17 protein-coding genes are annotated in these 22858 nt (G+C 61.0%); 7 read left to right on the forward strand and 10 right to left on the reverse strand.

Annotated elements, in window-relative coordinates; all coding sequences use genetic code 11:
* Positions 1-274 precede the first annotated feature (274 nt).
* On the forward strand, positions 275-1054 hold the full coding sequence (locus AC07V9_RS28335) for a TSUP family transporter (protein WP_495018924.1): 780 nt from the start codon (positions 275-277) through the stop codon (positions 1052-1054).
* 128 nt (positions 1055-1182) lie between these two features.
* Here the strand turns inward: AC07V9_RS28335 and nudC are convergent, their stop codons facing one another.
* Both nudC and AC07V9_RS28345 read right to left on the reverse strand, forming a co-directional pair.
* A complete protein-coding gene (nudC, locus tag AC07V9_RS28340; protein ID WP_495018925.1) occupies positions 1183-2016 on the reverse strand; it encodes an NAD(+) diphosphatase in 834 nt (277 codons plus the stop codon).
* 89 nt (positions 2017-2105) lie between these two features.
* The gene (locus AC07V9_RS28345; RefSeq protein ID WP_495018952.1) at positions 2106-2918 is read right to left on the reverse strand and encodes a crotonase/enoyl-CoA hydratase family protein; all 813 of its coding nucleotides are present in this window, start codon (positions 2916-2918) and stop codon (positions 2106-2108) included.
* A gap of 285 nt (positions 2919-3203) precedes the next feature.
* On the opposite strand from AC07V9_RS28345, the gene AC07V9_RS28350 reads away from it, so the two are divergent.
* Both AC07V9_RS28350 and AC07V9_RS28355 read left to right on the forward strand, forming a co-directional pair.
* A complete protein-coding gene (locus tag AC07V9_RS28350) occupies positions 3204-4688 on the forward strand; it encodes an ATPase domain-containing protein (RefSeq protein WP_495018926.1) in 1485 nt (494 codons plus the stop codon).
* Positions 4685-6715, forward strand: coding sequence for a response regulator (locus AC07V9_RS28355; RefSeq protein WP_495018927.1), 2031 nt, complete (start codon positions 4685-4687; stop codon positions 6713-6715). The genes AC07V9_RS28350 and AC07V9_RS28355 overlap by 4 nt, the downstream gene beginning before the upstream one ends.
* A gap of 213 nt (positions 6716-6928) precedes the next feature.
* Here the strand turns inward: AC07V9_RS28355 and AC07V9_RS28360 are convergent, their stop codons facing one another.
* The 5 genes from AC07V9_RS28360 to AC07V9_RS28380 all read right to left on the reverse strand — a co-directional run bounded on the left by AC07V9_RS28360 (position 6929) and on the right by AC07V9_RS28380 (position 13629).
* Complete coding sequence (locus AC07V9_RS28360; RefSeq protein ID WP_495018928.1) at positions 6929-7306, reverse strand: response regulator; 378 nt, start codon at positions 7304-7306, stop codon at positions 6929-6931.
* Positions 7307-7472: 166 nt separating this feature from the next.
* Positions 7473-8654: a hybrid sensor histidine kinase/response regulator gene (locus AC07V9_RS28365; RefSeq protein ID WP_495018929.1), complete on the reverse strand. Its 1182-nt coding sequence runs from the start codon at positions 8652-8654 to the stop codon at positions 7473-7475.
* Positions 8648-9259 carry a chemotaxis protein CheB gene (locus tag AC07V9_RS28370; protein WP_495018953.1) on the reverse strand — a complete coding sequence of 204 codons (612 nt, stop codon included), beginning with the start codon at positions 9257-9259 and terminating at the stop codon, positions 8648-8650. Before AC07V9_RS28370 ends, AC07V9_RS28365 begins: the two co-directional genes overlap by 7 nt.
* Positions 9260-9261: 2 nt before the next feature.
* Positions 9262-10083 (reverse strand): CheR family methyltransferase, encoded by an 822-nt coding sequence (locus tag AC07V9_RS28375; protein WP_495018930.1) that lies wholly within the window; start codon positions 10081-10083, stop codon positions 9262-9264.
* A 48-nt stretch (positions 10084-10131) separates the two neighbouring features.
* Entirely contained in the window at positions 10132-13629 is a 3498-nt protein-coding gene (locus AC07V9_RS28380; RefSeq protein ID WP_495018931.1) for a response regulator, read from the reverse strand.
* 272 nt (positions 13630-13901) lie between these two features.
* Here AC07V9_RS28380 and AC07V9_RS28385 point away from each other — a divergent pair, with 272 nt between their 5' ends.
* Complete coding sequence (locus AC07V9_RS28385) at positions 13902-14264, forward strand: response regulator (protein WP_495018932.1); 363 nt, start codon at positions 13902-13904, stop codon at positions 14262-14264.
* Complete coding sequence (locus tag AC07V9_RS28390; protein ID WP_495018933.1) at positions 14254-15561, forward strand: glycosyltransferase; 1308 nt, start codon at positions 14254-14256, stop codon at positions 15559-15561. Before AC07V9_RS28385 ends, AC07V9_RS28390 begins: the two co-directional genes overlap by 11 nt.
* Positions 15562-15629: 68 nt before the next feature.
* Here AC07V9_RS28390 and AC07V9_RS28395 read toward each other — a convergent pair whose 3' ends face one another.
* Positions 15630-15827 (reverse strand): YbdD/YjiX family protein, encoded by a 198-nt coding sequence (locus tag AC07V9_RS28395; protein ID WP_495018934.1) that lies wholly within the window; start codon positions 15825-15827, stop codon positions 15630-15632.
* A complete protein-coding gene (locus tag AC07V9_RS28400; RefSeq protein WP_495018935.1) occupies positions 15827-17887 on the reverse strand; it encodes a carbon starvation CstA family protein in 2061 nt (686 codons plus the stop codon). Before AC07V9_RS28400 ends, AC07V9_RS28395 begins: the two co-directional genes overlap by 1 nt.
* A gap of 331 nt (positions 17888-18218) precedes the next feature.
* Here AC07V9_RS28400 and AC07V9_RS28405 point away from each other — a divergent pair, with 331 nt between their 5' ends.
* Together AC07V9_RS28405 and AC07V9_RS28410 are read left to right on the forward strand one after the other, a co-directional pair.
* Positions 18219-19577: a cache domain-containing protein gene (locus AC07V9_RS28405; protein WP_495018936.1), complete on the forward strand. Its 1359-nt coding sequence runs from the start codon at positions 18219-18221 to the stop codon at positions 19575-19577.
* A 34-nt stretch (positions 19578-19611) separates the two neighbouring features.
* The gene (locus AC07V9_RS28410; RefSeq protein ID WP_495018937.1) at positions 19612-20244 is read left to right on the forward strand and encodes a response regulator; all 633 of its coding nucleotides are present in this window, start codon (positions 19612-19614) and stop codon (positions 20242-20244) included.
* 142 nt (positions 20245-20386) lie between these two features.
* Here AC07V9_RS28410 and AC07V9_RS28415 read toward each other — a convergent pair whose 3' ends face one another.
* Positions 20387-22813: a TonB-dependent siderophore receptor gene (locus tag AC07V9_RS28415; RefSeq protein ID WP_495018954.1), complete on the reverse strand. Its 2427-nt coding sequence runs from the start codon at positions 22811-22813 to the stop codon at positions 20387-20389.
* Positions 22814-22858: the final 45 nt, after the last annotated feature.

The raw sequence follows: 22858 nt of genomic DNA on the forward strand, positions 1-22858 counted from the left end.
CTGGCTAGAGTCAGATTCGAATTTCCTGTCCTGCCCGCCCCATCAAGTCTAAACATACAAGCGAATTCATTCGCGAGAGGGCGGTACATCCGATAAATCTGTTTTGGATGTACAGCCGTCTCGCGAATGAATTCGCTCCTACAGGTTCGGCATTTCAGATCCGATATTCGGGGCTACCAAAAAGGATTCATCCTGCAACAGCGTCCGGCTTACAGGTAGAATGCCGGCCTTCAAGGCAGCCATTCTGCCTTTACTGCCAAGTAAGTCCTCGTCCATGCCGTTCGAACTCACTGTTGATCCCACCACGCTGGTGGTGCTTGCCCTTGTCGCTTTCGTTGCCGGTTTCATCGATGCCATTGCCGGTGGCGGAGGTCTGTTGACCACCCCTGCTCTGCTCACCGCAGGCCTGCCGCCGCATCTGGTATTGGGCACCAACAAGCTCAGCTCGACCTTCGGCTCGGCCACCGCAAGCTTCACTTTCTACCGCCGCAAGCTGTTCCACCCCAAGCAGTGGACACGCGCCGTAATCGGCACCTTCGCAGGCGCGCTGATTGGCGCTGTCGTCGCGCATTACCTGCCCGCCGAACTGCTGAACCAGATGCTCCCGGTGATCGTCTTCGGTTGTGGCCTATATCTGTTGTTCGGGGGCACGCCCAAAGCGCCGCTGGACAGCGACGCGCCGATCAAGACCAAGTGGCAGCTGCCTCAAGGGTTCGGCTTGGGTTTCTACGATGGCGTGGCCGGGCCGGGCACAGGGGCTTTCTGGACCGTCAGCACCCTGCTGATGTACCCCGTGGACCTGGTGAAGGCCAGCGGCGTGGCGCGCAGCATGAACTTCGTCAGCAACGCGGCCGCGCTGACGGTGTTCGCGATCAATGGCACGGTGGACTGGGTCATTGGCCTGGCGATGGGCTCGGCCTTGATGGTCGGCGCGTTTCTGGGGGCCAGAACGGCCATCCAGGGCGGTGCCAAATTCATCCGCCCTGTTTTCATCACAGTTGTGTTAGGCCTGACCATCCGCCTGGCCTGGCAACACTGGTTCCAGGCAGGCTGAAAACTACTGCGCTCGGTAATGCTGCGTTAAAAACAGGCGAAAAATGCTCATTTAGAACACCTAGAGTCGGTCGCGACCCCGGCCGTTTTCCGCCTGTTTTTGCCTTGCCTTACCTTCGCTCGCTACGTTTACAGCCAGCCTGGTTCCACTAACCCCAGACGCTTGGCCAGATACAGGTCGATCAGATAGCGCGCGATGGAGCGGCTGGCCGGCAACGGCGGCATGTCGTGAATGCTGAACCACTGCGCATCTTCGATCTCGTCGGCTTGCGGGACGATCTCGCCGCTGTCGTATTCGGCGTGAAAGCCCAGCATCATCGAATGCGGGAACGGCCAGCATTGGCTGCCCTTGTACTCGATGTTCTTGACCTTGATCTGCACTTCCTCCATCACCTCACGACGCACGCAGTCTTCGGCGGATTCCCCCGGTTCGGCAAACCCGGCCAAGGTGCTGTAGACGCCCGTGACGAAACGCGGAGAACGGGCCAGCAGCACTTCATCACCCCGGGTGATCAGCACGATCATGCTCGGCGAGATGCGCGGATACGCGCGTAAATCGCAGTCCTTGCAATGCATCGCCCGCTCGCCGGGGATCTGCTGATTCGGCTTGCCACAGTTGCCGCAGAAGCGATGCTCGCGCGCCCAGGTGCTGATCTGCGCGGCATAACCGAGCACCTGAAACAGATCGGCGTCCTCGCCCAGCATGAACTGGCGAAGGGTCTGCCAACGGGTGCCTTCCAGTTCCACGGGGTGTTTGAGCACGTACACGTAAACCGGCTCGCCATCGAAATGGCCAATGCCGTGCTCGCTGATCAGTGGCAGCTCCTGGCGCATGAGCCATTCGCGGGGAAACATCGCACCGTTGTCGTCCAGCAGAAATCCCTGATCACTGTGAACCACGGCCAGCCCGCCGGCGGTCTGGGGGTCGAGCACGGCGGTGGTCCAACGCCTGGGGCGCGTCATGAAAGCACTCCTCTGGTGAGCGGCCTGGGCCGCCCCGCCCCGGTTTCAGGGACCAGCGACGACAAGCGCTTGCCTGTTCAGTATCACGGTCAGTTATCGAAAACCGGCTTTTGCTTGCCCATGTGGGCGACCATCGCCAGCTTCAGGTCCGCCGATTGCAACATGGCAGCGTTCCACGTGGCAACGTATTCGAGGCCGTCATCGACGCTGTGATCGCGCATGTAGCCGATCATGCGCTTGCTGCCGCTGATGGCAATCGGGGATTTGCTGGCGATTTCCCTGGCAATGGCGAACACGCCTTCAAGCAGCTGCTCAAGATCGGCGAAGGTGCGGTTGACCAGGCCGATGCGCAGCGCTTCGTCGGCTTGGACGTTGCGCCCGGTGTAGGCCATTTCGCGCATCATACCGTCGCTGATCAGGCGCGGCAGGCGCTGCAGGGTGCCAACATCGGCGGCCATGCCCATGTCGATCTCGCGAATGGAGAACAGCGCGTCATCGGCGGCATAGCGCATGTCGCAGGCGCTGATCAGGTCGATGGCGCCGCCGATGCAGTAGCCCTGCACGGCCGCCAGCACCGGCTTGCTGCAACGATCGACGACACTGAATGATTCCTGCATCTGCAGGATCTTGCGGCGCAGCAGGCGTGCATTGCGGCCCACGTCCTTGCCCAGCTCGTTGGCCACCGAGGCCAGCAACATCAAGTCGATGCCCGAGGAGAAATGCTTGCCTGCGCCGCTGAGCACCACCACCCGCACCTCGTCGGTGTCTTCGATCCACTGGAAGATGTCGATGATCTCGCTCCAGAACGCCGCATTCATGGCGTTGATCTTCTCTGGACGGTTGATTTGCACGTGGGCGATATGGTCGGTCAGCTCGACCTTGAAAGCGCTGTAGTCGGACACGGCGATGATCCTTGAAGGACGTTGGGTGGGGTGAAATCCATGACGCCGGACTATACCAAGGCGCTGTTTCAATCGCAGGCCACGGTTGCGCCATTTGCCGGACCACAGCCCGTCGGAACGGGACATTCGACATCATCGCGCCAGCAAATAAACTGAACCGCCGACAGCGGCAACGGTCCAGAGTCTTGGCAGCGCAGAAGCGCAATCATGCGGTTTCTGCGTTGCCTGGGCAGGCGGTTCAATTCCGGCGCCCCACTCTTTTTTCAGGTCGCAAGAGGGCGATTCTTGACTACATCAAAAGCGGCAACCGGCATCGTGGGCCTGGACGACATCCTCGCGGGTGGTCTTTCGCGCAGTCATGTATTTCTTCTTGAAGGAGAACCCGGAACCGGCAAGACCACCGTAGCCCTGCAGTTTTTGCTGGCGGGCGCTGCGGCGGGCGAACGCTGCCTTTACATCACCCTGTCCGAGACCGAGCGCGAACTGCGCGATGGCGCCCGCTCCCACGGCTGGGAGCTGGGGGAACACATCGAAGTGTTCGAACTGACGCCGCCCGAAGACCTGCTCAACGCCGAGCATCAACAAAGCCTCCTGTATTCCTCGGACCTGGAGCTGGGCGAAGCCACCAAGCAAATCTTCGAGGTGGTCGAGCGCGTGCGGCCTCTGCGAGTGGTCATCGACAGCCTCTCGGAGATTCGCCTGCTGGCGCAAAGCTCGCTGCGCTATCGTCGGCAGATCCTGGCGATCAAGCACTATTTTGCGCGCTATGACACCACCGTGATCCTGCTCGACGACCTCACCACCGAGTCGCTGGACAAGACCGTGCACAGCGTCGCTCACGGGGTGATTCGCCTCGAAGAGCTGACGCCTTCCTATGGCGCCGAGCGCCGACGCTTGCGGGTGGTCAAGTATCGCGGGCAGAAATACCGCGGCGGTTATCACGACTTCAATATTCTGGCCGATGGCATCCACGTGTTCCCGCGCTTGGTCGCGGCCGAACACCGCAATGGCTATCAGAGCAATCAGCTGAGCAGCGACATTCCCGCACTCGACGCTCTGCTGGGCGGCGGCATCGACAGCGGTTCCAGCACCCTGATCCTGGGCCCCGCAGGCACCGGCAAATCGCTGATCTCGCTGGTCTTCGCTGCAGCTGCCGCAGCCCGTGGCGAGAAAGTCGGGCTGTTCATTTTCGACGAGGAGTTACGCCTGTTGTTCGAGCGCATGAAGAAGGTCGGCATCGACCTCGACGCATTGCAAAGAACCGGCAATCTGTTGATCGAACAAGTGGATGCGGCCGAGCTGTCACCGGGCGAGTTCTCCCACCGGGTGCGCCGCAGTGTCGACGAGAAAGGCATACGCACCGTGGTCATCGACAGCCTCAACGGTTATCAGGCCGCCATGCCGGAGGAGAACGCGCTGGTGCTGCATATGCATGAACTGCTGCTGTACCTCAACCGTCAGGGCGCATCGACCTTCATGACCGTCGCGCAACATGGTCTGGTCGGCGATATGCGCGCACCGGTGGACATCACTTATCTCGCCGACACGGTCATCTTGTTGCGTTATTTCGAAGCGCTAGGCAAAGTCCGTCGCGCCATCTCTATTATCAAAAAGCGCACAGGAACCCATGAATCGACGATCCGCGAATACCGTATCAGTGGCACCGGCTTGAAAATCGGCGCACCACTGGAAGCGTTTCAAGGTGTGCTGCGCGGCGTGCCTCACTATTATGGCGAGAGCAATCCGCTGCTGCAGGACGAGGAAACGTGAGTACACCGGGACAACTGTCGGAACGCGCCATCATCCTGGCCCCTCGGGGTCGGGACAGCCAGATCGCCTTGAGAATCCTGCAGGATGCAGGATTCCCGGCGCTCATCACCCACGATCTGGCCGGCATGTGCCGAGAACTGGTCTCCGGCGCGGGCCTTGCCATCATCGCCGACGAAGCCTTGCGCGGCGTCGATCTCAACCCTTTACTGGGCTTGTTGAGCAATCAGGCGGCGTGGTCTGATCTACCGATCGTGTTGCTGACCCACCATGGCGGCCCGGAGCAGAATCCGTCGGCGCGTCTGGGCAAGATGCTTGGCAACGTGACCTTTCTCGAACGGCCCTTTCATCCGGCGACCCTGGTCAGCCTGGTGACCACGGCTGTGCGCGGGCGCCGACGACAATACGAAGCGCGCAGCCGCATGGAAGATCTGGTGGAAAGCGAGCAGCGTCTTCAGCATGCGCTCAAGGCCGGACGACTGGGGTCCTGGCAGCTGGAAGCCGAATACCTGGAACTGGATTGTTCGGACATCACCAAATTGCATTTCGGGCGCGACGAACACGCGCCCTTTACGTATCACGAGTGGCTGGAAGCGGTATTTCCCGCCGACCAGCCAGGCATGCAGTCAGCGCTGCAACTCAGCCTCGACACCGGCAGCGATTTCATCACCGAATTTCGCAACGTCTGGGCCGACGGGTCGCTGCACTGGGTAGACGTGCGCGCCCGGGCCATTCGCGCGCGCAACGGGCGGGTCAGTCTGCTGGCCGGGGTCACCACCGACATCACCGAGCGCAAGCTGGCCGAAACCCAGCTGCGTCGCCTCAACGAAACCCTTGAGCAGCAGGTCGAGGAACGCACCTCCCAGCTGCGTCACAACGAAGAAGTGCTGCGCCAGTCCCAGAAGATGGAGGCCGTCGGGCAGCTTACCGGCGGCATCGCCCACGACTTCAACAACATGCTCACCGGCATCATCGGCAGTCTGGAACTGCTCAAGCGGCGGATCGCCAAGGGCCGCCTGGACGACCTCGACGGACTGATCGATCTGGGGGTCACCTCGGCCAATCGCGCGGCGGCGTTGACCCATCGCCTGCTGGCGTTCTCCCGGCGTCAGTCGCTGGATTCCAAACCGGTGGAGATGAACGGGCTGGTTACCTCGATGGGCGAGCTGCTGCACCGCAGCGTCAATGAGAGCGTGACCCTGGACATGTGCCTGGATCCCGAGCTGTGGACCGCCGAGGCCGACCCCAACCAGCTGGAAAGCGCCCTGCTCAACCTGGTGCTCAACGCTCGCGACGCTATGCCTAACGGCGGCATGCTGATGATAGAAACGTTCAACCGCAAGCTCGACCGGGATTTCACCGACGCCTACGAAAACCTGCTGCCCGGCGACTACGTGGTGCTCAGCGTAAAGGACACCGGTTCCGGCATGCCTGAGAACGTTATCAGTCGCGCCTTCGACCCGTTCTTCACCACCAAGCCCATCGGCCAGGGCACCGGGCTCGGGCTGTCGATGATTTACGGCTTTGCCAAGCAATCTCACGGCCATGTGTCCATCGAAAGCCAGGTGGGTCATGGCACGACGGTTCAATTGTTCCTGCCGCGTTTTCGCGGTGACAAGGAAGCCGACGATACCCTTCTCGACGCGCAAGGACTGGAAGCGCGGGAGGGCGAAACCATCCTTATCGTCGAGGACGACCCTGCCGTGCGCGCACTGGTCAGTCAGGTGCTGAGCGAGCTGGGCTACGGCTATCTGGAAGCAGGTGATGCGGTGGGCGCGGTACCGATTCTGGAATCAGGCCAGCGCATCGATTTGATGATCAGCGACGTCGGCCTGCCAGGCATGAACGGGCGCCAGCTGGCCGATATCGGTCGACAGATGCGCCCGGAATTGAAGGTGCTGTTCATCACCGGCTACGCCGAAAATGCCGGCACCCGTGCAGGGTTTCTGGAAGACGGCATGCAGATGATCACCAAGCCGTTCGCGTTCGATCAACTGACGACCAAAGTGCGGGAGATGATTGAAGGTTGATCGAAGCGCCACGCCTTTGATTCTGGCCAGAGACCGCACATGCTCTTGATTCTGGCCGGAGGCCGTAGCTTGCTTCCCAGCGATCTGGAGGGAAGCGGCAGCAGAATCGGACGCTTGGTTGAATCAGGCATCCCGCGTGCGCAGGTCTTACTGCTGCTTCGCAGCAGATCGTCAGCAAGCTGACTCCTGCGGCCTCCGGCCAGAATCAAAAGCTTAATTCAACAAACTTTGAATCTGCGACTGCAAACTGTCCATGGTGAATGGCTTGGACAGAATCGGCACCTTGCCGACGATGGGGCTGCCGGTCTCGATGATTTCCGCCGGGTAGCCACTGATGAAAATGACCTTGAGCTCCGGTCGCAGCTTGACCGCGGGCTCGGCGATCATCACCCCGGAAATTCCGCCCGGCAGGCGGTAGTCGGTGATCATCAAATCAAGGTGCGGCTTGGTGGCTAGAATCTCGAAGGCCTGCTCGCCGTTCTCGGCCTGCAAGACGCGATACCCCTCCCCCGACAGATAGTCGGACAGCAGCATCAGGATCAGCGGCTCGTCTTCGACGATCAACACGACATTTTCTGCATCAGAGCTCATTGGAACGCCTTCAATCTTGTAAATAGCTGCCATTACGACCATGGCCCGCTCTGGAGGTTGCGCAGAAAAATCAGATATTTACCCGGACGGTCGTCGCCACTTCAACACCGGTGTCAACAACGGTAAACACGGTGCTCTGGCCCGCGCCTACGGAGCCAGAACGCCCTTAAAGCGGGAGGCTGACGCGGAACAGCGATCCGCAGCCTTCTTCACTTTCGACCGAGATCGTGCCGCCATGGGCCGCGACGATCTGATCGGAAATAAACAGCCCAAGGCCCAGCCCCGATATCGCGTGACTGGCCGAGACCCGCTCGAACTGCTGGAAGATACGTTTCTGGTTCTCGGCACTGATGCCAATGCCCTGATCCTTGACCTCGACCCGCGCCTCATTGCCCTGGCTGTACACCCGCACCTCGATGGGTTTGTGGGCGCCGTAGCGCAAGGCGTTGGTCAACAGGTTAGCAACCACCTGCTCGATGCGGAACTCGTCCCAGACACCGATCACCGGCGTGCTGGCATGCAGCGACACCACGCTTTCGGCGGCGGCGATCTGCGCGGCGTAGCTCTCGACCAGATTGACCACCAGCTCCGACAGATCGAAGGGGCTGGTGCGGATCGACAACTTGCCGGTACGGATGCGCGAGACGTCGAGCATGTCTTCGATCAAGCGGATCAGGCTCTGGATCTGCCGCTCATCGCGCTCGACCATCGCCTTGAGCTTGTCCAGGGTGAATGCCGAGGCGTTGTCCTTGGCCAGGTGCAGCTTGCGCAGTTGGGTTTCCAGGATCAGCCCGTTGAGCGGCGTGCGCACTTCGTGCGAGACGATGGACATGAAGTCATCGCGCATGCGGATCGCGTGTTCCAGTTCGTTCTGCGTCGATTTCAGTTCGCGCAGCAGCGCTTCCTGCTCCTGACGGCTGCGTTCCAGTTCCTCGACCTGCTGCTTCATCGCCTTGCGTTGGCGATACAGGTCGACGAAGACGTTGACCTTGCTCTTGACCGCATGGATGTCCAGCGGCTTGTGCAGGAAGTCCACCGCACCGCTCTCGTAGCCCTTGAAGGCGTAGTTCAGTTCACGCCCGGCGGCGCTGACGAAAACGATGGGAATGCTCTTGGTCTTTTCGGTGCCGCGCATCATCTCGGCCAGCTCGAAGCCGTTCATGCCGGGCATCTGCACGTCGAGAATGGCCATGGCGAACTCATGCTCGAGCAACAGCGATAACGCCTCATCGGCGGACAGCGCCTTGTACACCTGACGGTCCTCGCGCTTGATCAGCGCTTCGAGGGCCAGCAGGTTTTCCGGCAGATCGTCAACGATCAGCAACTTGGCTTTGATTTCACTCAGCATGCAATTCGTTCCAGCTCGATCAGCAGTAAGCCGATGTCGGGCAAAGGCAGGAGAAAGTCCGGTGTATGCAGGGCCAGCGCTGCGTCGGGCATGGTGCGTGCCAACGCCTGGGCCGGGTCCTGGACCACGGTAAGACCACCGTATTCCTTGATTCGTGCCATTCCCTGGGCACCATCGTTGTTGGCCCCAGTCAACAGCACCCCAGCAAGCCTTGAATCGTAGGCATCGGCGGCAGATTCGAAGAGGATGTCGACGCTGGGACGCGAGTGAAAAACCCGCTCTTCCTGGCTGAACGACAACGTCCGGTCCGCCTCGATGGACAGGTGATACCCGGGCGCCGCGAAGTACAACGTGCCTGGCACAATGGATTCCTTGTCGTCCGCCTCCTTGACCGGAATCGCCAAATGCGAGGCGAACACGTCGGCCAGCAGACTGCGGCGCTCATCGGGCAGGTGCAAAACGGCAATGATCGGCAGCCTGAAGCCCTTGCGCAGCGGCCGGAAAATCTTCAGCAACGCTTCCACGCCACCGGCCGACGCGCCCACGACGATAGCGTTGACCCTGGGCAGTGCGGGCAGACCCGGATCAGTGCCGGGAAAAGACATTCTCATGATTTGCGATAGATCCGCTCTTGTTTGACCAAGGGCTCGAACTGATCCTTGAACCCGGAAAACTCCAGGGTTTCCTTGCTGCCCAGCACCAGAAAACCGCGATGACACAGGGACTCATGAAACAGCCCGAACGCCCGATCCTGTAGCTTCTTGTTGAAGTAGATCAGCACATTGCGACAGGAGATCAGGTGCGTTTCGGAAAATACGCTGTCGGTGGCCAGGCTGTGGTCGGCGAAGGTCACGTTCTCGCGCAGGGTCTTGTCGAAGATCGCGTAATCGTAGGCTGCCGTGTAGTACTCGGAAAACACCCGCTTGCCACCGGCCTTGAGGTAGTTCTCGTTGTAGGCGCGCACGCTTTCCATGGAAAAGATGCCTTGCTTGGCCTTTTCCAGCGAGCTGGGGTTGATGTCGGTGGCGTAGATAATGGTGCGGTCCAGCAATCCTTCCTCGCGCAGCATGATCGCCATCGAGTAGACCTCCTCTCCCGTGCTGCAACCGGCGATCCAGATTTTCAGCGAAGGGTAGGTCTTGAGAATCGGCACCACTTCCTGACGAATCGCCAGAAAATGCGCGGGATCGCGAAACATCTCGCTGACCGGAATCGTCAGGAATTGCAGCAACTGCATGAACGCCGAAGGGTCGTGCAACACCCGTTCCTGCAGCGCGGAAATGGTCTTCAACTCGAATTGGCGCAACGCATGGGCGACGCGTCGTTTTACCGACGCGCCGGAGTAATCGCGAAAGTCATAGCTGTATTTCAGGTAAATCGCCTCGATCAGCAGACGCAGTTCGATCTCGGCGTTTCGCTCATGGGCCATCGGTAAAACCTGGTCTTTCTGCGGGCGTGGTCAATTGATCCGATCCATTCAGATACGTTCCATTTTTGGTAACCACACGCGAATCAGCGAGAACAGCCGATCCAGGTCGATGGGTTTGGCCAGGTAGTCATTGGAGCCGGCCTGCAGGCAGCGTTCCTGATCGTCCTTCATGGCCTTGGCGGTCACGGCGATGATCGGCAGCTTGCGCCAGCGGGGGTCCTTGCGGATCTGCGCGGTGGCTTCGAAACCGTCCATCTCCGGCATCATCACGTCCATCAGCACCAGATCGATGTCCTCGACGGTGTTGAGCTTGTCGATGGCCTCCAGGCCGTTGCGCCCGACTTCGACGATGGCGCCCTTGTGTTCCAGCGCGCTGGTGAGGGCGAAGATGTTGCGCACGTCGTCGTCCACCACGAGGATCTTGCGCCCCTCGAACACGCGGTCACGGCTGCGCGCCGTCTTGAGCATCTTCTGCCGTTCAGTCGAGAGTTGCGATTCGACCTTGTGCAGGAACAGGGTGACTTCGTCGAGCAGACGTTCCGGCGAGCGCGCGCCCTTGATGATGATCGTGCGCGAGTATTTGAGCAGCTCCGCTTCTTCATCTCGAGTCAGGTTGCGGCCGGTGTAGACGATGACGGGCGGGAACGCACAGATTTCGTCGGTGGACATGCGTTTAAGCAGGTCATTGCCTAGCATGTCGGGCAGTTTCAGGTCGATGATCATGCAGTCATAAGCATTGTCGCGCAGCAACTCCAGTGCGTCCTGGGCGAACCCCACTGCCGTGATCTCGATGTCGTCGTCGCCGATCAGGCGGGCGATGCTGTCGCGCTGCAACGCATCGTCCTCGACCAGCAGCACGCGTTTGACCTTCTGGGTCAGCTTGGCCTCCAGGCGCGCGAACACGTCCTTGAGTTCTTCGCGTGTAGTCGGCTTGACCGCATAGCCGATGGCGCCCATCTGCAACGCCGCTTCCTGGCGGTCCTCGACGGAGATCACATGCACGGGAATGTGCCGGGTGCTCGGCATCTCTTTCAGGCGCTGCAACACGGTTAGACCGGAATGATCCGGCAGACGCATGTCCAGAAGAATGGCATCCGGCAAGAAGCTCGACGCCAGATCAAAGCCTTCGTCTGCGCCATGCGCGACAAGGCAGTTGTATCCGAGCTCGTGCGCCAGGTCGTAAAGAATGTGGGCAAAACGCACCTCATCCTCGATCACCAGAATGCAGCGATTGTTAAACGGGGCCTTGTCGCGGTCATCGGCAAACTGGGGGATAGGTTGGCTGACCGGCACAGGGACCGGAGCCGGGGCAACCGGCGCCGGCTTGGGTGCCGACTGAACGGCGGCTGGCGGCGGCTCGACATCGTGGCTCAGTGAATGCTCCACATACTCCTCAGGCAGCACCAGGGTGAAGATACTGCCTTGTCCAGGCGCGCTGGTGACCGAAATCGAACCGCCCAGCAGCTTGGCCAGGTCACGGGAAATCGACAAGCCCAGGCCCGTGCCGCCGTAGCGGCGGTTGGTGGTCCCGTCGGCCTGTCGGAAGGCTTCGAAAATGCTTTCCTGCTGGTCTTCGGCGATGCCAATACCGGAGTCGCGCACGGTAAAGGCGATGCCCTCGCCCGGCTGACGCGACACGGTCAGGCTGACCGCGCCCGCTTCGGTGAACTTGACGGCGTTGGACAGCAGGTTCTTGAGGATCTGCTCCAGACGTTGACGATCGGTGTAAAGCGAAACCGGCGCGCCTGGCTGCACTTCCACCGAGAACTGCAATTGCTTGTCAGCGGCCAGCGGCTCAAACGTCATGCGCAGGCTATCGACCAGACGGCTGACGCTGGCGTTTTCCGGACGCATGTCCAGCTTGCCCGCCTCGACCTTGGAAATGTCGAGAATGTCGTTGATCAGGTTCAGCAGGTCGTTGCCCGCCGAATAAATCGATTCGGCAAACTTGACCTGCTCTTCGGTGAGGTTCTCTTGCGGGTTCTCCGCCAGCAGCTTGGCAAGGATCAACGAACTGTTCAGCGGCGTGCGCAGCTCGTGCGACATGTTCGCGAGGAATTCGGACTTGTACTTGCTCGACCGCTGCAGCTCGTCCGCGCGTGCCTCCAGTTCGACTTGCGCCACGCTCAGTTCTTCGTTGTTGCGGTCCAGCGCATCGCGCTGCTCTGCCAGCGCTTTGCCTTGCTCGGCCAACTGCTCGTTGGTTTGCTCAAGCTCGGCTTGCTGGGTCTCCAGGTGTGCCTGGGATTCCTTGAGAATCCGGGACTGCTCTTCCAGTTCCTCGTTGGCGGTGCGCAGCTCTTCCTGTTGCACTTGCAACTCTTCATTGAGTTGCTGGGTCTCGGCCAGCACTTCCTGCAGGCGCTGACGATAGCGTGCCGCTTCGATGGAAGTGCCGACATTATCGGCCACCAGTTCGAGGAACTCGATGTCACGCGTGGTCAGTTCACGCAAAAAGCCCAGTTCGATCACGCCGTTGACCTGATCGTCGTTGGTGGTCGGCACCACCACCACGTTACGCGGCGAGCCGTCTCCCAGCCCCGAGGTGACTTTGAAGTAATCCTGGGGCACGTCGTCCAGGGTGATGATTCTGGCCTGCTCGGCGGCTTTGCCCACCACGCCTTCGCCGGCGAAGATCGACTGATCCTGCAACTCCTGCTGACGGGAGAACCCGTAGGAAGCCACGCGCACCAGACCGCCGTGCTCCTGACGCACATACGCGGCGGCAACCGGCGCGCCCAAATACTGAGCGAAGAACTGCAGCACGTTGCGCCCCAGCAGGTTCAAGGTCAGTTGCCCGATGACCTGCTCGGCCAGTTCGCTCTGACCGTTGCGCAGCCAAGCGACATGGGCCAGGCGCTCGGCATCTTCCTGCTGGGCCTTGAGGTTGGCGGCGTAGGTGTCGGACAACGCGGTCATGTCGCGACGTCCCACCCAGGCCAGGATGCCGCTGACAATCAGAATGAAGGCGATGTACAGCGAAACCGAGACAACGGTGGTGTGAGTGACGTCGGTGCTGCGGGTCAGGCGCAGCTGATGTTCGATGTTCGCTGCCTGATCATACTGATCGCGAATCTCGTCGGTCAGGCGCTTGCCCCGACGGTTCTGGATCGGCGTTGCGTAGTCACCATTGTTGCGACGCAGCGTGATCATCTCCTGGGCGAACTGATTCCAGGAATCCTGCATCGCGGCCAGACGCTTGAAGCGGTCAACCTGCTCCGGGTTATCCGCTACGAGGTCCTCAAGCCCCTTGAGCTCGGCGATGATGCTCGGTTTGGCCACCTCGTAGGGGTCCAGGAAGCGCTCGTCCCCCGTCAACAGGAAGCCGCGCATGCCGGTTTCCATGTCCACGGTGAGTTTCAGCGAGCGGTTGATGTTGTTGATCACCCGGTCGGTGTGCTCGACCCACTGGATCGCCGACAGCAGATAGCTGATGAGAATGACGAAGAAGGCGGCGCTGAGGACCCCGACCGCCAAGGGTAGGCTGACGTTACGGCTCAACAGTTTGCGGAAACGTTGCTCATCGACTGCAGAGGTTTGGATCATCGCAAGGGTCCAGGGCAAATTCGGCTAAACGACGGAGTCTGCCGCAATTTTTGGCAAAAAACTCCCGCTTTTGACACACAAGACTGATTTTTCAGACTTTAGTTAAAGGGCAAAACTGCGCGTACTATACGATTGAGTGATTCCCTAAAGCCATCAAACTCAAATGAATTGTGTTTTTGGCGTCTGGAAGTTGTCACAATCGCTGGTTTAGTTGTTTAGCAGATCGGGCTGAATCCGCCCGGTCCGGTTCACGCCATTTGAAGGAATTTTTCATGTCCGACCCAACCAGCACGATTCTGGTGGTTGAAGATGACAGCATCGTCCGCATGCTGATCGTCGATGTACTCGAAGAGCTTGAGTACCAGGTGCTCGAAGCGGCAGACGGCGGCGAGGCGCTGGCGTTTGTGCAGCAGGAAGACCAAACCATCGACTTGATGATGACTGACAAGGGTTTGCCGGATATGGACGGCACGCAGTTGGCGAAAAAAGTCGCGATCCTGCGACCGAGCCTGCCGATCCTGTTCGCCAGCGGCTACGCCGAGAACATCGAGGTGCCGACGGGCATGCACCTGATCGGCAAACCGTTCTCCATCGATCAACTGCGCGACAAAGTGAAGAGCATCCTTGGCAACTGAACATTCCCCAGCGGCCCCGCGCCACACCCACGTCCTGATCATCGGCTATGTGTGGCCGGAGCCGCGCTCCTCGGCTGCCAGCGGCCACGTCATGCAACTGATCGACTGCTTTCTTGCCCAGGGTTGGCAGATCACGTTCGCCAGTGCCGCCAGTGAAGGCGAGCACAAGGCTGACCTTACGGCCATGGGCATCACCGAGGTGGCCATCGAGCTGAACAGCAGCCGTTTCGACACCTTCGTGGCGGACCTGCAGCCTGATGTCGTGCTGTTCGATCAGTACCTGATGGAAGAGCAGTTCGGCTGGCGGGTTGAGAAACACGCGCCCAACGCCGTGCGCGTGCTGGAAACTTCCGACCTGCAAAGCATGCGTCACACCCGACACCAACGGGTCAAGGACCTGCTCAAGGGCCAGCCCGACGGCGAGTTGAACGGCTATTTCGACATGAGCCGGGATGAACTCTTCTCGCACATGGCGACTACCGACATCGCCCAGCGCGAGATCGCCGCGATCTACCGCAGCGACCTGAGCCTGATGGTTTCGGACATGGAGATCGAGCTGCTGACGGAGCAGTTCGGCCTGCCTGCCTCGATCCTGCACTGGGCGCCGCTGCTGGTTCGCGACGTTCCTGATCAAGCCCCGGGCTTCGCAGCGCGTGCGCATTTCCTGACCATCGGCAACTTCCGCCACGCGCCGAACTGGGATGCGGTGCTGTGGCTGAAAAACGCCATCTGGCCGTTGATTCGCCAGCAACTGCCGAGCGCGCAGGTGCACATCTACGGGGCCTATACCCCGCCCAAGGCCGCGGCGCTGCACAACCCGGCGCAGGGTTTCCACATCATGAACTGGGCCGAAGATGCACTTGAAGTGATGTCCGCAGCGCGGGTGTCGCTGGCGCCGATCCGCTTTGGCGCGGGCATCAAGGGCAAGGTAATCGACGCGATGATATGCGGCACGCCCACGGTGACCACCCCCATCGGCGCCGAAGCCATGTTCGGCGAGCTGGCAGTCCCCGGCGCCATTGCCCAGGACGCCCAGACGCTGGCCGACGAAGCCGTGCGCCTGTACAGCGATCAGGCGCGCTGGCAACAGGCGCAGCAGGCTGGCTGGCAGGTGTTGCACGCGCGGTTTCGCTTCGAACCGCACTGCAAGACGCTGATCGATCGCATCGAGCAGGTGCGTGACGATCTGACGGCCCATCGCACGGCCAACTTCACCGGTGCCATGCTGCGTCATCATCAGCACAAGAGCACGCAGTACATGTCGCAATGGATCGAGGCGAAGAACCGAAGCGTCTGAGCCCCCTCAAAAAAAAGCCCCTGACCTCACCGAGATCAGGGGCTTTTTTTCAAGGGCTACTCAGCGAGTCAGCAGCATTTCGGCCCCGCCTTGCCCCCGTAGCGCGCGTCCTGGCGTTCGCGGAAGAACACCTCATAGGACATCACCGGCTGCTCGGGGTGAGTCTTTTGCATGTGCTCGACATAGGTGTCGTAGTCAGGCATGCCCACCATCAGGCGGGCGGCCTGCCCGAGGTATTTGCCGAGGCGACTCAGGTCATTGAACATCAGCGCGCTTCCGGCATCGCCTGGAACGGCGCTTCCTTGTCGCTGCGCTCCGTCTTGACCCATGCCGCACGGCCCACTTTCACCGCATAGAACAGAATGCTCAGCACCACGAACAGGAACAGTGTGGTCAGCGCTGCGTTGGTGTACGCGTTGAAGATCACGTGCTGCATCTGATCGGCGGTCTTCGCCGGGGCGATGATCTGACCGGCTTCAGCGGCTGCGCTGTATTTCTTGGCCAGGGCCAGGAAGCCCACCGCAGGGCTTGGGTCGAACAGCTTGATGAAGCCCGCCGTCACGGTGCAGATCAGTAGCCAAGAGGCTGGCAGAATCGTCACCCAGGCGTACTGCTGACGTTTCATTTTGATCAGCACGACCGTCGCCAGCATCAGCGCGATACCCGCCAGCATCTGGTTAGAGATGCCGAACAGTGGCCACAGGGTGTTGATGCCACCCAGTGGGTCGATCACGCCCTGGTACAGCAGGTAACCCCACAGCGCCACGCAACCACCGGTGCCGATGGCGTTGGCGGTCCAGGACTCGGTGCGTTTCAGGGCGGGCACGAAGCTGCCGAGCAGGTCCTGCAGCATGAAGCGACCGGCGCGAGTACCGGCGTCAACGGCCGTCAGGATGAACAGCGCTTCGAACAGGATCGCGAAGTGGTACCAGAACGCCATGGTGTTCTGGCCTGGCAGCACCTGGTGCAGGATCTGCGCAATACCCACGGCCAGGGTCGGCGCACCACCGGCACGGGCCAGAATGGTGTTCTCGCCGATGTCTTTGGCGGTGGCGACCAGGGTGTCAGGGCTGATGGTGAAACCCCAGCTGGTGATGGTCTGGGCCACGGCCACGACATCGCCGCCGACCACAGCTGCCGGGCTGTTCATAGCGAAGTACACGCCCGGGTCAATGACCGAAGCTGCGACCATGGCCATGATCGCCACGAAGGATTCCATCAGCATGCCGCCGTAACCGATGTAACGCGCGTTCTTCTCGTTATCCAGCAGTTTTGGCGTGGTGCCCGAAGCGATCAGCGAGTGGAAGCCCGATACAGCGCCACAGGCAATGGTGATGAACAGGAACGGGAACAGCGCGCCCTTCCAGACAGGGCCCGTGCCGTCGGTGAACTGGGTCAGGGCCGGCATTTTCAGCTCAGGCGCCAGAATCAGAATGCCAATCGCCAGGGCGACGATGGTGCCGATCTTCAGGAAGGTCGACAGGTAGTCACGCGGCGCCAGCAGCAGCCAGACCGGCAGCATGGCCGCGACGAAACCGTAGCCCACCAGCATCCAGGTGATCTGCACGCCAGTGAAGGTGAAAACATGGGCCCACTCAGGGCTGGCAGCCACTTGACCACCGGCCCAGATCGACAGCAGCAACAGCACCACGCCGATGATGGAGATCTCGCCAATGCGGCCCGGACGGATGTAGCGCATGTACACGCCCATGAACATCGCGATCGGAATGGTCGCTAGCACGGTGAACATGCCCCATGGGCTTTCGGCCAGGGCTTTGACCACGATCAGCGCCAGGACCGCGAGGATGATGATCATGATCAAAAAGCAGCCGAACAAGGCGATGGTGCCCGGTACGCGGCCCATTTCCTCACGGACCATGTCGCCCAGCGAACGGCCGTTACGGCGGGTCGACAGGAACAGGATCATGAAGTCCTGAACGGCACCGGCCAGAACCACACCGGCGATCAGCCAGAGGGTGCCGGGCAGGTAACCCATTTGCGCGGCGAGCACAGGGCCGACCAGCGGGCCTGCGCCGGCAATGGCGGCAAAGTGGTGACCGAAGAGGATGTGTTTGTTGGTGGGGACGTAGTCCAGGCCGTCATTGTTGATCACCGCAGGCGTGGCCCGGGTCGGATCGAGTTGCATGACGTGATTGGCGATGAACAGGCTGTAGTAGCGGTACGCAACCAGGTAGATGGCGACGGCAGCGACGACGATCCAGAGTGCGTTGATGGCTTCACCGCGGCGCAGCGCGACGACACCCAGGGCGCATGCCCCGAGGGCCGCGACGGCGAACCAACCCAGATGTTTGGTCAGTCGGGTCATTTGTGGGTCTCCTGCCAGAGCTCATGGCTGCGGCGTAATTGTTATTGTTCGGTCCGGGATAACGGAGCGTCGCCACTATCCGCGCTGTTGTCAGCAAGAGAAATTCGTATTACTACGGTCGCACCTGCGTAGTTCTACGCAGATGCATTCGGCGACTGCTGATCCCTGTGGGAGTGAGCTTGCTCACGAAGAGGCCGGTACAGTCAGAAGATTTTCAAAGGATGAAACAAGGGATTTCGTGAGCAAGCTCACTCCCACAGGTGTCCAGCGTGAGTCATTGCGTGTCTAATACCGCCCATGACAAACCCGCTCCCGCCGGACATCCCACGCCATGCAGCTCAAACACAAGATCGTCGCTCTGGGCATTCTGCCGTTGATCCTCGCGGTCTCGGTGATTTGCGCGCTGGTCATCGTGCAGAACCAGCGTCTGGGCGAGCAGCAGGCGCAGTTGATCGAAGACAGCATCCTGGCCAGCAAGCGCGCCGAACTTAAAAACTACGTCGAAATGGCCATGAGCGCCCTCGCCCCGATTTACGACAGCGGGCGCGATGACGAGCAGACCAAACAACAAGTGCTCGAAGAACTGGCCAAGCTGAGCTTCGGCATCGACGGCTATTTCTTCGTCTACGACCAGAACGGCCGCAACCTGATGCACCCGCGTCAGGCGGCGCTGGTGGGCAAGGATCTGTGGAACATGACCGACCCGAAGGGCCTGTTGGTGATCCGCGCCTTGCTGCAAAGCGCAGAGTCGGGCGATGGTTTTCAGCATTACGCCTGGGAAAAACCCTCCACCGGCCAGGTCACCGACAAACTGGCTCATGTGGTCATGCTCAAGCGCTGGGGCTGGATGCTCGGCACCGGCATTTATCTGGAAGACGTCGAGCGCGCCACGCAACAAGCGCGTCAGGAAGTCGCCCGCGGCATTTATGCGACCATGCTCGACATCGGCGCCGTCGCCCTGATCGCCGTTTTGCTGGTGTTCGTCTGCGGCCTGACCCTCAACGCCAGCGAGCACCGCCTAGCCGACCGCAAACTGCAGATGCTCAACCAGCGCATCATGAACCTGCAGGAAGAAGAGCGCTCAAGGCTGTCCCGCGAGCTGCACGACGGCATCAGTCAGGTGCTGGTGTCGATCAAGTTCCAGTTCGAGCTGGCCGGCCTGCAACTGGAGGGCAACGACCAAAAAGGGCTCGATACCCTGCGTCAGGGCACGGAACGCCTGGGCGATGCGATTGGCGAGATCCGCACCATTTCCCACGACCTGCGCCCTTCCCTGCTCGACACCCTGGGCCTGGCTGCTGCGGTCACGCAACTGGTCGCCGAATTCGAACAACAGACCGGCCTGACCCTGCATTACACCCACAACCTGGGCAACCTGAAACTGGCCGAAGGCGCGCCGGTGGCGTTGTTCCGCATTCTCCAGGAAGCGCTGACCAACATCGAGCGCCACGCCCATGCGCAGAACGTCTACATCGACCTGCAAGGCACGAAGAAGCAGGTGCAAATGACCGTGCGCGACGACGGCGTCGGCTTTCGCGTCGATGTCGCGCACTTGCAGGAGATACAGGGCGGCATCGGCTTGCGTAATATTCGCGAACGCGTCGAGCACTTCCATGGCCAGCTCAACCTGTATTCCGCGCCGGGACACAGCGAGCTGAGCGTGATCATGCCGGTCAGTGTCGCCGCATGATTGATCCCACCCAGACAGGAACCCGCCCCCGATCATGAGTGCCAGCCCGACCATCCGTATCGCCCTGGTCGACGACCATTCCCTGGTTCGCGACGGCGTGCGCGCCCTGCTTTCGACCCGGCCGCTGTTCGAGGTAGTGGGCGAAGCCGAGAACGCCGCGCAGGCGCTGACGATGTGCGAAGAGCTCAAGCCGGACATCCTGCTGGTGGACATCGGCCTGCAGGACATGAACGGTCTGGAGCTGACCCCGTTGATCCGCCAGCGCTGCCCGGCGATCAAGATTCTGATCCTGAGCATGTACGACAACCAGGAATACGTCGCCACCTCGATCCGCGCCGGCGCCAGCGGCTACGTGCTGAAGAACGCGCCGTCGCGAGAGATCGTCGCAGCCATCGAGGCCATCGCCACCGGCGGCACCTTCTACAGCGCCGAAGTCACCCTCAGGCTGGTGTCCAAGAAGACCGACGAAAACGAGCTCACCCCTCGCGAGGTTCAGGTGCTGGTGGGGCTGGCCAAGGGGCTGGACAACAAGACCATCGCCCGGGACCTGGCCATCAGCGTGCGCACCGTGGAAACCCACCGCCTGAGCATTCGCCGCAAGCTCAAGGTCGACAAGCCCGCGGGGCTGGTGAAGTACGCAATGGAACACGGCTTGCTGCTGCCCTGACCCGGTCTCTCTATGGGAGCGAACTCATTCGCGAGAGGCCGGCACATGCCAACCCTTTCGTTGGCTGTAGCACCGCATCGCGAATGAACTCGCTCCCACAGCAAAGGCGCTCTTCTTCAGGTCATGCGTGCCGACTTCACCCTCAAAACCCGACGCTGGCCTGCACAAAGAACGTCCTTGGCTGCCCCAGGTAAATCCCCGAGTTGTTGTCGCTCGATCGGGTGAAATACTGGTGATCGAAGACGTTCTTCACCCCGGCGCCAAGCTTCAGGTTGGAAAGCTGCTTGCCGAAGTCATAGGCGCCGCGCAAGTTCCAGGTGACGTAGCCGGGAATGTTGCCGTACTGGCCGTCAGCCGAAGGCTCGGTGATGTAGTTGCCGTTGAAACTGCCGTCGGCATTGGTGCCGGTGCCTGGCGCGCGTTGTCTGGACTGAGCAAAGCCGTCGATGTTGTAGGTCCAGCGATCGACTTCATAACGCAGGCCGACGGTGGCCACCTGGCGTGAGTAGAACGGCAGGTCGCGACCTTTGAAGCCTGGGATGTCGCCTTCATAGGTGGCGCGGGTGTAGGTGAAACCGGCGTTGGCGGTCAGGCCGGCCAGGCGTGCATCCACAGCGCTGAGGTCGTAATGCGCCGAGGCCTCGATGCCTTGGTGCTTGGTCGCGCCGAGGTTGGTCCAGCCGACGTCGTTGCTGATGTATTGCAGCTCGTCATCGAAGTCGATGAAGAACGCTGTCAGCTCGCCGCCCCAGGTGCCATTGTCATAGCGCGTACCCAGCTCATAGGTCTTGGCCTTTTCCGGTTGCAGGCCGTTGGCGGTGTCATTGCCGATCCCGCCCTGAGCCACCTGGAAGTACTGCAGGCTGCCAAACGAAGTCTCGTAGTTGGCGAACAGTTTCCACTCATCCGACAGGTGATACATCACACTCAGCGCCGGCAGCGGCTCGTTGTTGTTGACGCTGCGGTCCTTCTCCTGCACCCGTACGCCGTTGGTGCCGAGCACCGGGCGCTCGTGCCAGTCGGTGCTGATGCGCTCGAAGCGAATGCCCGGGGTGATAGTCCACTTGCCCACGTCGATCTTGTCGTCGATATAGAACGCCGTGGCCTCGGTGCCGCCCGTGCGGTCCTGATACACATGGCCGTCGGAGCCTGGAATGACCACTGGCGTGTTGTTGACCAGGCCCAGACGCGAGGCCTGCTCATGCATGGCTTCTTTGAGGTAACGCGCGCCGACGCTGACTTCCTGAGTGGTCGGCCCCAGGTCCAGCACGTGGGACACCCGCGGCTCGATGCCAAAGGTGTGGTAGCTGCGCGGGAACGAGCCGAGGGTTTTCTGATCCCGGGCGGCGATGTTGCTGCCCCGGAAACTGTCGGTGTAGTAGGTCAGCACTTCGGCCTGGGTCGACTCGTCGATCTGGCGCTTGTACTTGATCGACACGTCCTTGCGGCGGCCGGTGAAGTTGTCGTAGTCGCGGTCGGACTGGTACGGGTTGGCGTCGAATTGCTTCTGGGTCAGGCCGCCGGGCATGTCGGCGGTGGCGTCGTAGTAATGGAAGTTCACCGACAGATCGTCTTCGTCGGTCAGCGCCCAGTGGGTCTTGAGCAGCACGTCGTCGATGTCGTTGTCGTTATTGCTTGCGCGGTAACCGCTGCCATTGACGGTGGAGTAAAGCAGCGCCGCGCCCAGACCGTTATCTGCAGTGCCGCCAATGAACATCGTCTCCAGGTTTTTGTAGCCGCCATGACGGCTGGTTTCGAGGGTGCTGCTGAGGTCGCCGCTGAGTTTTTCCGGGATCGCGCGGGTCACGAAGTTGATCACACCGCCGACGTTCTGCGGCCCGTAGCGCACGGAGCCGGCGCCGCGCACGACGTCGATGCTGTCCAGGTTGCCCGAGGAGATCGGCGCCATCGACAGTTGCGGCTGGCCATACGGAGCGAAGGCCGCAGGCACGCCATCGATCAGCACGGTGGAGCGTGGCGACAGGCGCGAGGTCAGGCCGCGCACGCCGACGTTAAGCGAAATGTCGCTGCCGCCAGTGCCGTTGGACTCCTGCACCTGCACGCCCGGAATACGCCGCAGCACATCGCCGACGTTCTGCGCGCCCTGCTCGACCATGGCCTGACGCCGCACCACGGTCCGTGCGCCGGGGTGGTTCTGCACCACGGCCTGATCGGCATCACCGAGCCAGTCGCCGACCACTTTCACTTCCATCGGCGCGATTTCCATGCTGCCGGGGGTCGCTGACGCGCTATCGCCCGCAGGCTTGAGCACCACGGTGTCGGCGGACATTTCATAATCCAGGCCGCTGCCCTTGAGCAGCGAACGCAGCGCCTGCTCGGGCGACAGGTTGCCGTCCACTGCCGGGGCCTGTTTGCCGGCGACCAGATCGGGGCTGAAGAACAATTGCAGGGAGGTCTGCTGACCCAGTTGACTCAACGCGGCGCCCAGAGCCTGAGCCTGAATGTGGATGGCGGTCGGCGCGCCCTCGGCGTAGCTGTGACTGGCACCGGCACTGACGGCGATGGCCAGCGCCCAGGGCAACCAGCGGGAAGCCTGGGGCGCAGGCAGGGAACGACTGACAGCCAGTTGCAGCGCGTTGTGTCTATTGTTTTT

It is taken from the genome of Pseudomonas sp. GW821-FHT02A11 (assembly GCF_059421985.1).

What these genes read in the sequence shown, in the direction of transcription:
- AC07V9_RS28335 (WP_495018924.1), top strand. Translation starts at nt 275, where the DNA reads ATGCCGTTCGAACTCACTGTTGATCCCACCACGCTGGTGGTGCTTGCC.
- nudC (WP_495018925.1), bottom strand. Translation starts at nt 2,016, where the DNA reads ATGACGCGCCCCAGGCGTTGGACCACCGCCGTGCTCGACCCCCAGACC.
- AC07V9_RS28360 (WP_495018928.1), bottom strand. Translation starts at nt 7,306, where the DNA reads ATGAGCTCTGATGCAGAAAATGTCGTGTTGATCGTCGAAGACGAGCCG.
- AC07V9_RS28365 (WP_495018929.1), bottom strand. Translation starts at nt 8,654, where the DNA reads ATGCTGAGTGAAATCAAAGCCAAGTTGCTGATCGTTGACGATCTGCCG.
- AC07V9_RS28370 (WP_495018953.1), bottom strand. Translation starts at nt 9,259, where the DNA reads ATGTCTTTTCCCGGCACTGATCCGGGTCTGCCCGCACTGCCCAGGGTC.
- AC07V9_RS28375 (WP_495018930.1), bottom strand. Translation starts at nt 10,083, where the DNA reads ATGGCCCATGAGCGAAACGCCGAGATCGAACTGCGTCTGCTGATCGAG.
- AC07V9_RS28380 (WP_495018931.1), bottom strand. Translation starts at nt 13,629, where the DNA reads ATGATCCAAACCTCTGCAGTCGATGAGCAACGTTTCCGCAAACTGTTG.
- AC07V9_RS28385 (WP_495018932.1), top strand. Translation starts at nt 13,902, where the DNA reads ATGTCCGACCCAACCAGCACGATTCTGGTGGTTGAAGATGACAGCATC.
- AC07V9_RS28395 (WP_495018934.1), bottom strand. Translation starts at nt 15,827, where the DNA reads ATGTTCAATGACCTGAGTCGCCTCGGCAAATACCTCGGGCAGGCCGCC.
- AC07V9_RS28400 (WP_495018935.1), bottom strand. Translation starts at nt 17,887, where the DNA reads ATGACCCGACTGACCAAACATCTGGGTTGGTTCGCCGTCGCGGCCCTC.
- AC07V9_RS28405 (WP_495018936.1), top strand. Translation starts at nt 18,219, where the DNA reads ATGCAGCTCAAACACAAGATCGTCGCTCTGGGCATTCTGCCGTTGATC.
- AC07V9_RS28410 (WP_495018937.1), top strand. Translation starts at nt 19,612, where the DNA reads ATGAGTGCCAGCCCGACCATCCGTATCGCCCTGGTCGACGACCATTCC.